Raw genomic sequence first — 13,541 nt, forward strand, 5'->3', positions numbered from 1 at the left:
AGCAGGAGGTTACCTTGTCTGTCTATACGCACGGCCATCACGAGTCGGTATTGCGCTCGCATCGGTCGCGAACCGCCGAAAACTCGGCCGCCTATCTTCTCCCACATCTCAAAACAAGTGACCATCTGCTCGACATCGGTGCCGGACCCGGAACAATCACGGCCGATCTAGCCGAATTGGTCGAAAAAGTTGTCGCAACAGAGATTGGAACGGATGAGTTAGCGCTTACCCAGAAAACTCTCGTACAGCGCGAAGTAGACAATGCCGAGTTCGTTGTCGCCGACGTTCACAACCTCCCGTTCGGTGACAACACTTTCGATGTGGTTCATGCACACCAGGTACTGCAACACGTCGCCGATCCTGTCCGCGCCATAGCCGAGATGGCTCGCGTGGCTAAACCCGGCGGAATAATCGCGGTTCGCGATAGCGATTACGCCGGATTCATTTGGTGGCCTGAGCTTCCCGACCTGGACAGATGGTTGGAGCTATATCGAACCGCTGCTAAAGCGAACGGCGGAGAACCAGATGCGGGTCGACGACTGCTTTCGTGGGCTCACGCCGCTGGTATGGACGACGTGGCGGCGACCTCAAGCACATGGTGCTATTCAACTCCGGTTGAGAGAGCCGGCTGGGGCGGAATGTGGGCCGACCGAATTCTGAACTCGGCCATCGCCAAGCAACTGGTAGACAATAACCTCGCAACCCTGGCCGATCTGCAAGAAATTAGCAATGCCTGGACCCGGTGGGCAGAAGACGCAGACGGGTGGATTTCGATCCCTCACGGCGAAATCATCTGCCGCCTTCCGGCGGCATGACTAGGTTTCACAAATGATTTGATGTCCTCGGCTGTCAAGGACCTGAGTCGACGTGTCCGGTCGTTAGTGGAACTGTGATTGGGGGTTCATCCAGTGACTGGTCGCGACTGAAGATCAAGCGACGCTGCACTATGAAGCTGACTCCAAAGCAGCATACGTCGAGGATCGCCTTCGCCAGCCATGCTGTGAGTCCGATCCATGTCAGGATCTCAACGCCCAAGATCGTAATCGATAGCAACGCCACCGCGAGGACACTGTACTCGAGGATCTGTCGCTTGGTTCGGTAACTCGACGTGTCATGGAATACCTTATGCTTGTTCGCCAGGAAGTTCACGCTACCCGAGAGAATGCGTGCCATCACCACTGAGAAGCTGAGCCCAATCGGACCGGATAGCCCCATCACGCTTGAGAGCATCACGAAGACAAACATTTCTAGTGCCCAGGAACCAATCCCTACAACGGCAAACGAAACCAGCGGCCAAAACACCCGAATAGAGTCTGTGATGGGCCGGAAGTGAGAGCCACTGTTCCCATCCTCGTAGACAGTGTCGATCGGAACCTGGATGATGTCCTGCCCCGAATCTGCAGCGACCAAGAGCGCGTTGAGTTCCCATTCAAAACGGTCCCCGGGCACCTCCATCAGTTTTGAAAGCTGCCGTGATCCGAATGCTCGTAGACCCGTCTGCGTGTCATCGATTTTTACACCTGTTGCGAGACGGAAGAACAGGGCTGAAGCGGAATTCCCGAACCGCGAGCGTAACGGGACCTCGCCTTGAAAAGCCCGGACTCCCAACACAGTAGCGTCAGGCCAAGCGTGTGCCATGTTTGCCACTTTTGCGATGTCTGCGGGACGGTGTTGACCGTCCGAATCGGCACACACAACCACCTCGTCTGGAGCGTTCTTCATGCACCAATGGAAACCAGTGCGTAGCGCGAACCCTTTGCCACGGTTCACCTCGTACCCAATCACCGTGACATTTCGTCCTTCGAGTGCCCTGAAAACATGTTGGTACGTCGGACCTGAACCGTCATCGATGATCAGAATGTGCGCATCGGGCAACTCGCTTTGGAGCGAGTCGACAAGTTCCGCTAGTGCCGGAGTTGGTTCAAGGGACGGAATCAGAATGATCATGAGAGATCCTCAATGTAAAGAATGTCCGAGGTGCCGCGTTCACCGCCGTTAGACGGTTCGTTGATAACCGCGCCGTTGAAGTACATGGTCGATGAGCCGCCGCCGTCCAGGTTGTAGGCGGTTTGACAATCGAGGGAGACCATTAGTTCGGCGGCCTCGCTCATGGTCATGCCGCGGGAGTATCCTGTCTCCCTACCGTCGATCACCACGAGGACCAACGTTCCGTCGCTCCTTACGCCGACCAGAGTGCGCGGTTGTTGGCCCTGAATGGAGTGGTTGCCGAAGTTTGTGTCGATCTCGATTTGGTCGATGCCGGCGATGACGGTACCGTCTGCGACGAGCGCAGGGCCGAATGAGAGAGTGTTCCACACACCGTTTGTGACAAGCTGATCCGCGGACGTTGCGGTCTCGTCGTAGAGCTGAACTGTGCCGTCTTGATAGAAGGCAAGACCTTCTCGGGCCCCCGCATCACGGAAGAGCACTCCGTTTCGGATGACGATTCCCGTGTCCCGGAAGCCGTAATAGTCCCCGTTGATGGCGAAGATTGCGCCGTTTTGCTCAGCAATGCTTGAGGTTTTGTCAATGATGCTTTGACCAAACTGGTTATTGGCAAAGGCGGATCGTAACGCGGTGGCATCCGAGAGGTTGACTGTCGCGACGTAGTACGTGACCGTGTCCTCGCCCGACCCCGTCTGTTGCTGCGTGATAGAAATCGATGCGTTGCTACCCTCGTAGGTCGAATCCGTAACGGTCGCCGGAATTTGCTCTGCGGGCGAGTCTGGGGTCTCTGACTGGCCTTGCTCGGCTTCGGGTCTCTCAGAAACTGCGGTCGGACTCTGAGCGGCCTCGTATGCGGCGACATCGGAGATCTCAACGTGGTCTATGACGAAACGATCCAGCGCCCACGCACTGATTCCCACTGCGACCAGGGGAGACGGCGAGTCCACCGCCTACCGCCGTGCGGATGATCCTCTTACGTCTCACCCCGCGCTTCTTGGCCGCACGGTTCTTCCCACTCTGAGTTGGTGATTGTCCTTCTATCCCCTGAGGGATCTGGGGCTGCTCGCTACGGGCATCGTATTTGTTGTCCATGCGCCCAACTGTGGGAGCCGAACCTATCGGGAAACTAAGGCAACATTATGAATGTCCTATGAGGTTGCGTGACCCCACCAGAACCAAGGAAGGGCATCCACAAAAAACCGACTCTCTGGCGATTTCTTGTCCGGCAGCCACACCCTGGTAGACGTGAGCTCAAGGCGACTATGCTCTGGGCCTGGAACGCCAATGCCCTTCGATCCAGGTCTCGTCACGATGATGCCCAGAGACCCATATCTGTCCCACTCTGCTTCCGCCAAGTAATCTTCACCGTAGACGAAATTCGGCTCTGTCTCCCCGTCCACGGTGAAGGTGCCCCGCGAACCGGTTCTCTACCCACAAATCTAGGGTGTTTTCATCGCTCATTGGTCCCCCAGTATCGTCGCGATGATATCGGAGTCCTCTTCAAGAAACGGCTCAAGAACGAGGGCGTAGCCAAGTGCTTTCACAACACTAATCACAGCGGGCAATGTGGGCATGATTTCCTGCCGTTCTACGCAAGTTACCCATTTGCGAGATCTCCCGGCCTTCTTTGTCAGTTCCTCTTGGGTGAGGCCAAGCTCAATGCGAGTACGACGCGCAAAGTTGGCAAAGGTGTCCGCGGTGGCGATTGGCACGTTTATGTCCACCAAACCTCCCATATCGAGTTATGGGCAGCATATTGGCCATACGGGTTAGTGTCTAATATGTTTCCCACAGCCTGAACTATGCTGTGCCGTCGACCCTCACGACGTTTTGGTTGATGTCTGCTATGAGCAGCCCGGGTGGGAAGACACCATCGCCCAGGGTTGCCACTCCGAAGCTGTCGTAGTGATTCGCTGACTCGACCAGATGCTAGCCTGAGACGGCGACTGTAACCTGGACAGAATGGACTCTCCGCAATGAGTACAGCAACGTGTCTTTCTTGCGAAATGCCAATGAAGAGCGAGACCCTGTATGGCAGCAACGCCGACGGGACAAAGAATTCCTCATACTGCATGTACTGCTATGAAAACGGCGTGCACGCTACGTGGTGTCAGAGTTGCAGTATGCCAATGAAAGATCCCGAGCACTTCGGCTCGGAGAACGATGGTACCGCAAGCACAGAATACTGCGCATACTGCTACAGCAACGGGGCATTCACCGCCGATGTGAGCATGGAAGAGATGATTCAAATCTGTGCAGACATGGACTTTCCGATGCTTGATGAGAACGGCCGCATCATGGGCCGCGACCAGAAGGCAACGATCATGCGACAGTCGTTCTCCACGCTCGCGCGCTGGAAATAGACCGTCGTCGACCAGACCTTCCCTCATCCGATGAGTCGGTCTCATCGGCGAGGGTTTTCGAGCGTTATCCGAACTGATGCGCATCCGACTCGTCTATAGACTGGTTATCCCAACCCCGGCGTCGAGGGTACTTCATGCAATCAGCCAAAGGCACTAGGTCTAGCCGGACCCACACAAGTCTCGGCCACAGAACGCTCCGAGAGTTCGTCCCCAACGAGTTCGTCGTCTCCCGCATGATCCGAGGAACGGTCGGGGCGCTAATTCCCCTGCTCATTTCCCTGCAACTAGATCACCTAAAGCAGGGCCTATGGGTATTCATGGGTGTCCTCCTTTTGTTGCAGGGAGAACGAGCCGCACCGTATGCCGCGCGGGTACGTAATTCTCTCGCCACCTCGACCATCGGGATGATCGGTTTCTTGATCGGTGCGCTGGTTCCCGGAGCAGGAACATCCGTATTGCGCGACGTGATCCTGGTGGTCTCGATGGGCCTCGTGTCGTTCTGCGCCGGTTACCTAAGCGGATTAGGGCCAGCGTGGGCCTCGGGCACCCTAACACTCTTGATGCTCGCCTCAACTTCGATGGATACAGATGCAGTTGCAACACACTGGAACTCCGCCCTGTGGTTCCTTGTGGGAGTGGCTCTCTACGAGGTCATGTTGCTAATCGAGTGGACGATCTTTCGGGACCTCCCCGAAAGGAGAGCCCTCTCAGCTTCTTACGTTGCCCTAGCAAACTACGCGCAAACAGTCGAGCGAGCCACGGCGGACGGCCCGGAATCACCTCTATCCCCACTACCGATTTCACCAACCATCGCTGATCCGGTCACTGCTGCCCGGCGCCGGGCGTATCAGGCGAACGTGGATGCGAGGAACAACACCAGAACCTCTGTGTGGAAGCAGGAAGCTACCGCGATCATCAGTCAGATTGGCATCGAAACTGGAAAAGTAACTGCTTCCCGGTTTCTTCCCTTGAGTCTCAGTGGGGTCGATCCCGCCAGTATCGCGGCCAGCGCACGCGAGGATGCGGCGCAAGTTGGCAACCAGAAATTGGTTCCAAGCCCTGCCGAGCGAGATTCAAAGCCTCGCTCACGCCTTCAGTTAGGGAAATTCTTCGACTACGTGTCTCACCCATCCCACGATTCCGTCATGCGCGGGACACGGCTCGCGCTGTGCATGATGACGGCTGTAGTAGTCCACCGACTCATAGACACTCCACACTCCTACTGGATAGTCGTCGCGGTAGCCATGATCGCCCAGCCCGATTATGGCTCGGTCTATGCAAGCGCCGTTCAGCGCTCGATTGGGGCAATCGGAGGCGTAGGTATCGGCTGGGTCATCTTCCAGTTCGTGCCCAAAGGATGGTGGCAAGCGGCGGTAATCATCCTTCTGATGGCGATAATGCCGCTGGTGAAGCGGTTCGGATACACGGCGCAGGCGATAATCTTCACTCCGCTAATGCTGGTCTTCACTAACCTGATCCTGCCAGGGGGCGCGTCTGTGGACTACGGGCCAGAACGCCTTGCTGCCACCGCAATCGCCGCTGCGATTGTCATTGTCATGGGTTACGCAATCTGGCCCCGCTCTCGCGAGTCACGCATCATTCCTCTTGCGCAGAACGGCAGATTAACTGTCTCAGAGATGCTACGAGGACAGGCCGATCCGAGCCTCACCCAATCCCAGCTGTTCGACTTGCGCACCACTGCCCGAACGGCTGAGGTTGCTCTTCGTACCCAGTTGGCCCGAAGTCTGACCGAGCCTTCGGCCGTCGCAACTCAGGCTGCGATGTGGACCCCGGCGTCTGCAACCCTCGAACGATTGATTGACCTCACTACTGCAGCATCGGTGCTACCCGTGGGCGTCGCGGAGCAGTCGGTGTTTTCTCGCGCAGCAACTGCGGCGGCACCTGTCGAGTCCGTGGAACAAGCATCCCGGAATCAGTTCATCCAGCAACTACCAACCACGTCTGCCGAGCCCGAAGACGAACTGTTGCGTGCTATCGCAATCCTTGCTTCTAGTTTGGACACGCTGACCCCTGCACCCGACGAGGTTGAGTCGGCGCTACGCAGTCCCCAGTGACGCGGCAGCTCGTTTTTAGATCGGAGTTACTGCGGCACCGTCGGAACCGGGATCGGTGGAGACAGCATGTAGCGGGCATGAGAGGCAGTCGGGCGGTGGTACTGTCGTGCACCTGGAACAGTACGATTCAGGTATGTCCTTCGTTCGATTTCGCCCGCTTGTGGCATCCGAAGTGAGTCTGATTGAAACAGCATCACTTGGCACTCTGAACTGGTGTGGGCCAAGGTTCACACTTGATGACCTGCGTAGCGACCCGGAACTGGCGCACTACGCGAAGCTCATTCCCGAGCGAGGTGATTTTGGCATAGTTGCTGAACAGGACGATATGCCAGTCGGCGTTGTCTGGGCACTGTGTCTACCTCGGACCGATCCAGGTTACGGATTCGTCGATGAAGACACCCCTGAACTTGCCTTATGGGTACATCCCAACAATCGGCGTCAAGGTCTTGGCCGCACGCTTTTGCGGGAACTCGCCAATGAGGCAGCTAGCCGCAGATACAACCAGATCAGTTTGTCAGTAGAAGAAGACAATCATTCGAAGAAACTTTACTCCTCCGAGGGATTCAAGGAGGTGCCTGGCAAAGAAGCCGACGGCGTGATGCTCCTAAAACTCTAGAACCACCATAGCCCTCCGAATAAGACCGGACGGATGCGAGTCCGTCGTACCCTTGGAGTCGTGAAGAAACTGACACATCCGGACAAGTTGATTCCAGGGGATAAGGTCGCCGTCCTCTCCCCGTCGTTCGCCGCCCCCGCTGTATTCCCTGCGGTACATAACCAGGCCATGACCCGGCTGGTTGGGGAGACGGGATTGGTACCCGTGGAATACGCGACAACCCGGCAACTTGGAGCTAGCCCGCAAGAACGTGCTCGTGACTTCAACGCTGCGCTTGCTGACCCTGAAATCCGGGGAATTCTCTCAACAATTGGCGGTTCTGACCAGATTCGCCTTATCCGTCACCTCGACCCTGACCTTCTGTTGGCGGACCCGAAACCATTTCTGGGCTATTCCGACAACACGAACATTCTTAACTGGATGTGGAACCAGGGAGTTGCCAGCTTCTACGGAGGCTCAACCCAGGTACAGATCGGTCCGGGACCTCGCCTCGACCCAGAACATTCCGCGTCATTACGTGCCGCACTACTAACGGGAGACGAACTTGAGGTAACGGAACCCGGCGAGTCGGAGGATTTCGGGATTACATGGGAAGACTCTGCGTGCCTTGCCGAGTTTGGGGAGCGTGAACTGACCGAGCCGTGGACTTGGGCAGGTCCGCCGAGGAAAGTCACCGGCATCACGTGGGGCGGTTGCTTGGACGTACTCGACTGGATCGCGATTGCGGACCGCTTTCCTTCGAACGAGGACCTCAACGGAGCCGTTCTACTACTTGAAACCAGCGAAACACTGCCGAGCGCGGACATGGTGCGCTGGTGGGTGCGTGCACTGGGCGAACGCGGTCTTCTCGAAGCCGTGGCCGCAGTATTGTTCGCCCGTTCCCCCGCATCTGCTATCGATGGCGAACCGCCAATCGCGAAGAACCGCGAGAAGTGGCGAGAGGCTCGGAGAGACGCGGTAATTGAGGAGGTCAGCTCTTACAATCCCAATGCCGTCGTCTGCGTGGGACCGCCGTTTGGCCACACACGTCCGCAATGGATACTCCCCTACGGCGGGCAAATCACGGTGGATGGTACCCGCCGCCAGATCTTTGCCTCGTACACATAACACGAGAAGAAGTCCTGCTTGGCGCGGGATGTCCACCTAGGATTCCCGGCTACCCACGCCTCGGTGCGGCGCCTTCATGTCTCGCATATCAGCACTCAGGCTCGCTATCCCCAGAGGTTTATCCCTGAATCCACAGCAAACTCGTCAATTGCCGTGAGTTCGCCCGCCGAGAACTCCATGTTGTTCAGCATTCCCAGATTCATGTCCAGTTGCTCCACGGATGAGGCTCCGGAAACCAAGGATGTCACCCTCGGATCACGAAGAGCCCACGCGAGCGCCATCTGGGACAGCGTCTGACCTCTTTCCTCGGCAATCGCACCCAGTCCGCGAATTCGGACCAGTACTTCGTCACTTAGGTGCTTCTTCGGCAACGACCCACCGCGGGTCATCCGAGAACCCTCCGGGATCCCGTTTAGGTAGCGGTTCGTGAGCAATCCCTGCGCCAACGAAGAGAAGGCAATGATTCCCATGCCCTCATCACTGCATGCGTCAATGAGACCTTGCTCAATCCAACGGTTTAACATCGAATAGCTCGGCTGGTGGATGAGGAGAGGCGTCCCGAGTTCCCTCGCGATCTGCGCCGCTTCTCTCGTCTGCTCGGCGGAGTACGAGGAGATCCCGACGTAAAGTGCCTTTCCCGAACGCACCGCATGGTCCAGGGCCATCATGGTCTCTTCGAGAGGTGTGTCGGGGTCGAACCTGTGGGAGTAGAAGATATCCACATAATCTAGGCCCATCCTCTCAAGCGACTGATCAAGGGAGGCGAGCACATACTTTCGAGTTCCACCACCCTGTCCGTAAGGACCGGCCCACATGTCGTAACCGGCCTTCGTTGAGATCAGCAACTCATCACGGAAGGGTCGCAGATCTTGGCGCAAGAAGGTTCCAAAGTTGGTCTCTGCTTGGCCATAGGGAGGACCATAGTTGTTCGCCAGATCGAAGTGGGTAATTCCAACGTCGAAGGCTCGTCTCACAATGGCACGCTGGGTCTCCATCGGATGGCTGTCGCCGAAGTTCTGCCACAGCCCCAACGACAGCACCGGGAGCCTTAGTCCGGACTTGCCACAGAATCGATATTGCATGCGACCGTCATAGCGGTCGGAATCGGGAACATATGTGGGGTACATACCACCATCATGCGACAAAAGACCTGCACATGTAAACAGTGTGGAGACAATGGGTTGGCAGAACCGAAGTTGAATGCCTCGCGGACGCTTCGATTAGTTTAGTCGCTTCCTACTGTCGGAATGAGACATCAACGTCAACGGCCGAAGGGTTCCAACGATTTCACACGGCGTCGACTACCACTCTTGGAACCGCGATATCCTTAGCGGTCTCGTAGCGTAACGGGACAGTGTGCCAAGCCGCCTCTAGCTCACCGCCGATATCTCCGGTAGCCAGCACGCGGTGGGGAGAGGACGTGACCACAATGTGAATGCGAACCTTGCCATCTATATCCTCTTCACCGCGGACGGCTAACGGGAGAAGATTCGCGGGATTCTGAGTTCCTGGAACCTCGATCGTAGTCTGCAGCCATTCATACTCACCGACGTGAACAGACATCCCTTCCAGCCCGACGAACATATCTAGTCCGATCCGCAACATGCCGTTATCTTCACGCCAGCACCTGGTCGAGACAAGTTCTCCATCTGGCGCTGCGCGGTATCGTGCGGAAAAACTCCAGGAGTCCAATGACCCAGCGCGCCGCACTAGTTGTTCCAACTGTTCCGCTGATTCCTGAGCGGGTGCATCCCCCCAGTCGTCAATCAGTTCCCAAAGGACAGCCATAGTCGCCGCTGTGTTAGTTGTTGCGCCCTGATACGCGACTACAATGTCACGTTCGGGGATGATCAAACTGAACTGGCCATATGCTCCATCCAAGCGAAAGCCCTCGCGACTGCGCCAAACCTGGTATCCATAGCCAGCACCCCAGTTCTCTTGGGCGGTTCGTCGAATGTATTCATCAAGTGAGGGGTCAGGCGCTCCGGAATTGTCCGACCAGGGTTTCTGCATCTCCTCGATGTAGGCCGAAGGGACCACGGTGACCTCGCCGTCTTTCCCACCGGCCGCCAGCATCGCTCCCGTACGAGCCAGATCGCGAACGGTCAAGTGATATCCAGAGGCGCCGAAATCAACGTCTCTGATTCGTCGCATCCACCGATCCCCGATACCCAGTGGATCTAGAAGACGAGGGCGCAAGTACTCGGTAAGCCGCTGGCCGGTTACAGCTGTTACGACACACGAAAGCACGAAGGTTGCCTGAGAGTTGTACGAGAAGTGGGTTCCCGGAGTGTGCTCGGGAGGAGTAGAAAGCAGCGAGTCCTTCTCCCAATCCAACTCGTTGATCGTGGATTCCTCGTGCCCAGTATTCATCGTGAGTAGGTGTCGGATGGTGATTCCATGCGGGTTTGGGAGTCCCAGGATCACGCCTGGGTCATCATCAAGAGAAAGGAGCCCTTCGTTCTCGCAGAATCCGATTGCCATAGATGTGTAGGTCTTAGATGCGGAGTAGACCAACGCGGCATGCTCCAGCGAGTACGGTTTCCAAACCGCTTCCCACACAATCTCCCCGCCGCGCATAATGCATACTCCGTGGGGATCGAGGGTCTCACCGAATCGGGCATCAGCTCCTTCCAAGCTGTCAATGAAGCGAAGGAGGGCTTTGCTGGACAGACCTGCAAGGGCGTGCGCAGAAGAAGAACCGTTGGCGGAAGAATTGTTCATGACCTAAGCCTATGCACCAATGAAGGCTTGCTAGTGGGATCGAGCTAGACAACATCATCCGACGTCGGCCAAGGTCGACGAGGATCCCGACCGGCTCTCTGGTCGGGCCTCCTGAAATGTATTCTGCTCAATAGGTGGCCAATAAGGGGCGCGTTTGCACCGGAGAGGACTAGTCGAGATCGGCTCACCAGAGCCGAACTCTTAGTGGCCCCCGTCACACCCAAACCTGGGAGCTTCCAACGCGAATAGATGACAGGACCTAATGATGGGCCTGTGTCTGCAATCGATTCCACGTAATTGGGTATTTATTGCTCATTTTGTTTACTTTGTAATGAGTAATCGATTACAGTAATCGCGAACCTATTGGTTCTTAAGTGAAACTCGACGAGGAGCAAAACACTCGATGTTCCATCACACGAAACCTAAAATTCACAAACAAGGGCGAAAACTGGCAGGCCTCTCAGCCGCAGTTCTTGGTGCGGCAACCCTTACGTTGGCCGTTCCATCGGCTGCCGTTGCCGAACCAACCCCAGATTCACCGTGGCCAGACGACTACGAGCACCCAAGTTCAGTTCGCTTGGTCAGCCAACTAACAGGAGCCAAGGGACTGACTAACACTCTCGCCGACTGGGCTGTTGGCGGAACAGACCTCGGTTTGATGTGGGATAACGGCGCGGGAGAAATCCTCTTCGCAATCGGCGATACTTTCGGACAATGGAGCGGGGGCGGAGGCGGAGGCGGAGATTGGCGCTCCAATGCCCTGCTCCGGTCCAGCAACTCCGACTGGAACACAAAAGGAATGACCTTTGATTCAGCCGCGAGCGATGTTGCGGGACGAGCTAAAGAGATCATCCCGTCGCAGAAGATCCCGGGTGTTGAGCACACCACGATTCCGACAGGCGGAATTGCAGTGGATGGCAGACAGTACCTCTCGTTCATGTCGGTCAACCACTGGGGTGATCCCGGAGAGTGGTTTACGAACTTCTCACGCATCGCCTATTCCGATGACAACGGTCAGACCTGGAACTCGACCGACGGACCCCAATGGGACAATGACGATGCCTGGAGCAACAAGTTCCAAATGGTTGCATTTGCTCACGGTCAGGGCGATGGCTACGTCTATATGTTCGGTACTCAGAACGGACGTTTCGGCCCTCTGCATCTTGCCCGTGTCTCAGAGGATCAGATTCTCGATAAAGATGCCTACACCTACTGGGACGGCGCAAACTGGGCCGTCGAAGACACCGCCGCGACCGAAATAGTCCCCGCGACCGTCACCGAGCTATCGGTCCAATACAACGAGTATCTGGGCAAGTGGATGATGATGTATATGACGGACTCGGCGGACATGGACGCCCTCGAAATCGTCTTCCGCACAGCTGACAGTCCCGAGGGACCGTGGTCTGAACCGACCGCAGTCGCCACATCATTGGACCTGCCAGGAATGTACTCTCCCTACTTACATCCCTGGAATGAAGGTCCCGAAGTACACTTCACGCTCTCGCTGTGGGGGCCATACAACGTCTTCCAGTACGCCTTCACAGTGGATCCCGAAGGCAATGTAATCAATCCGAATCTGCTGCAGGACCCCTCTTTCTCCCGGTCAGCTCCAGGAGCAATGAGTGAAGCATGGGCATGCAACGGCAACTGCGGAATCGACCACAACACATCGTGGGCATACGGCAGTGAAAAGCAGGCTTATCTGCGCAACAACTCGGGCTGGATTGATCTCTATCAACCAGTAACCGTTGAGCCTCACACTCGGTACCTGCTAACCGCGTTTGTTGTCACTGGCCCGGCCAACCACCCTGAGACCGTGACCGGTGAAGTCGGGGTTAGAGGAACTGGTCCAGGGGCGAGCGTCCTTGCGAAAACGGAGTTCCAAAACCTGCCGACCTACACCAGACAGCAGGTCGAGTTTGACTCGGGTGATCAGACAAACCTAGAGGTATATGCGGGAACCAACCTGGATCGCGACCGTTGGGTGCAAAGTAGCAGCTACTCACTGGTGAAAATCGGTGAGGGCGAACAGCCACCTGTGCCCGCGGTGATCGATCAGGTTGAGACACCGACTCTTGTCGAAGCTACCGAGTGCGGCATTGAAGCCACAGTGACTGTTCCGGCGAATCAGGAAACTCATCGCTACGAGCAGGCTCGAGAAGGAACAATAGTCACCGTCACTGCTCTAGCGGAGGATGGATACGTGTTCGCCGACGGACTCACCACACAGTGGCCAATGGACGTCGCCGCGACTACCTGTCCCCCGACACCCGAGGAGTTTGCTGGAACCCTGAACGTTTCCGCCACCAAGGCTACGGCTGGTGACAAGATCACGGTCTCTGGAACAAAGTGGAGTCCTGCTTCAGACGTGAAGTTCGAGTTACATTCGAAGGTCGTGTCATTGGGAGCGACAGCGGTAGAGGCCGATGGTTCATTCACGACCCAGATAACCGTGCCGCAGACGGTAACGGCTGGTGTCCACGAGCTCAAGGCGATTCAGGGCGAGAACGTTGTTAGCGTGAGCCTTGAGGTTACTTCCGCTACGACCGACCCGGTTGATGGTGGGAAGGGCAACACGGACGGCGCCCTTCCAAACACCGGGGCGACAGTTGCTGCTGTATCCGTGCTCGCGCTGGCACTACTTGGTACCGGCGCGCTACTTAGGCTCCGTGTGCGTAGGTAGACGCCTTTGTAGCGACCAGGGTCGCC

The 13,541-nt window shown here is 56.6% G+C and carries 11 protein-coding genes; 6 read left to right on the plus strand and 5 right to left on the minus strand.

Going from position 1 to position 13,541, the window contains the following annotated elements:
* Positions 1–14: 14 nt before the first annotated feature.
* A complete protein-coding gene (locus tag U6G28_10525; GenBank protein ID WRS29935.1) occupies positions 15–815 on the plus strand; it encodes a methyltransferase domain-containing protein in 801 nt (266 codons plus the stop codon).
* A 34-nt stretch (positions 816–849) separates the two neighbouring features.
* On the opposite strand, the gene U6G28_10530 is transcribed toward U6G28_10525, so the two are convergent.
* From U6G28_10530 to U6G28_10540, 3 genes are all read right to left on the minus strand, one after another.
* Positions 850–1,947, minus strand: coding sequence for a bifunctional glycosyltransferase family 2/GtrA family protein (locus tag U6G28_10530; protein WRS29936.1), 1,098 nt, complete (start codon positions 1,945–1,947; stop codon positions 850–852).
* Entirely contained in the window at positions 1,944–2,894 is a 951-nt protein-coding gene (locus tag U6G28_10535) for a phosphodiester glycosidase family protein (GenBank protein WRS29937.1), read from the minus strand. Before U6G28_10535 ends, U6G28_10530 begins: the two co-directional genes overlap by 4 nt.
* 510 nt (positions 2,895–3,404) lie before the next feature.
* Positions 3,405–3,671 (minus strand): helix-turn-helix domain-containing protein, encoded by a 267-nt coding sequence (locus U6G28_10540; protein ID WRS29938.1) that lies wholly within the window; start codon positions 3,669–3,671, stop codon positions 3,405–3,407.
* Between the two features lie 348 nt (positions 3,672–4,019).
* On the opposite strand from U6G28_10540, the gene U6G28_10545 reads away from it, so the two are divergent.
* The 4 genes from U6G28_10545 (at position 4,020) to U6G28_10560 (ending at position 8,108) form a co-directional block, all read left to right on the plus strand.
* Positions 4,020–4,310, plus strand: coding sequence for a zinc ribbon domain-containing protein (locus U6G28_10545; GenBank protein ID WRS31238.1), 291 nt, complete (start codon positions 4,020–4,022; stop codon positions 4,308–4,310).
* 134 nt (positions 4,311–4,444) lie between these two features.
* Positions 4,445–6,385: an FUSC family protein gene (locus tag U6G28_10550; GenBank protein ID WRS29939.1), complete on the plus strand. Its 1,941-nt coding sequence runs from the start codon at positions 4,445–4,447 to the stop codon at positions 6,383–6,385.
* 133 nt (positions 6,386–6,518) lie between these two features.
* A complete protein-coding gene (locus U6G28_10555) occupies positions 6,519–7,001 on the plus strand; it encodes a GNAT family N-acetyltransferase (protein WRS29940.1) in 483 nt (160 codons plus the stop codon).
* Positions 7,002–7,061: 60 nt separating this feature from the next.
* Positions 7,062–8,108 (plus strand): S66 peptidase family protein, encoded by a 1,047-nt coding sequence (locus U6G28_10560; protein WRS29941.1) that lies wholly within the window; start codon positions 7,062–7,064, stop codon positions 8,106–8,108.
* 104 nt (positions 8,109–8,212) lie between these two features.
* Here U6G28_10560 and mgrA read toward each other — a convergent pair whose 3' ends face one another.
* Both mgrA and U6G28_10570 read right to left on the minus strand, forming a co-directional pair.
* Positions 8,213–9,235, minus strand: coding sequence for an L-glyceraldehyde 3-phosphate reductase (gene mgrA, locus U6G28_10565; GenBank protein ID WRS29942.1), 1,023 nt, complete (start codon positions 9,233–9,235; stop codon positions 8,213–8,215).
* A gap of 160 nt (positions 9,236–9,395) precedes the next feature.
* Entirely contained in the window at positions 9,396–10,832 is a 1,437-nt protein-coding gene (locus U6G28_10570; GenBank protein ID WRS29943.1) for a serine hydrolase, read from the minus strand.
* A gap of 403 nt (positions 10,833–11,235) precedes the next feature.
* Between U6G28_10570 and U6G28_10575 the strand changes: the two genes are divergently transcribed.
* Positions 11,236–13,515: a DUF4185 domain-containing protein gene (locus U6G28_10575; GenBank protein WRS29944.1), complete on the plus strand. Its 2,280-nt coding sequence runs from the start codon at positions 11,236–11,238 to the stop codon at positions 13,513–13,515.
* Positions 13,516–13,541: the final 26 nt, after the last annotated feature.

The organism is Actinomycetaceae bacterium MB13-C1-2, assembly GCA_035621235.1.
Lineage (GTDB): Bacteria > Actinomycetota > Actinomycetes > Actinomycetales > Actinomycetaceae > Scrofimicrobium.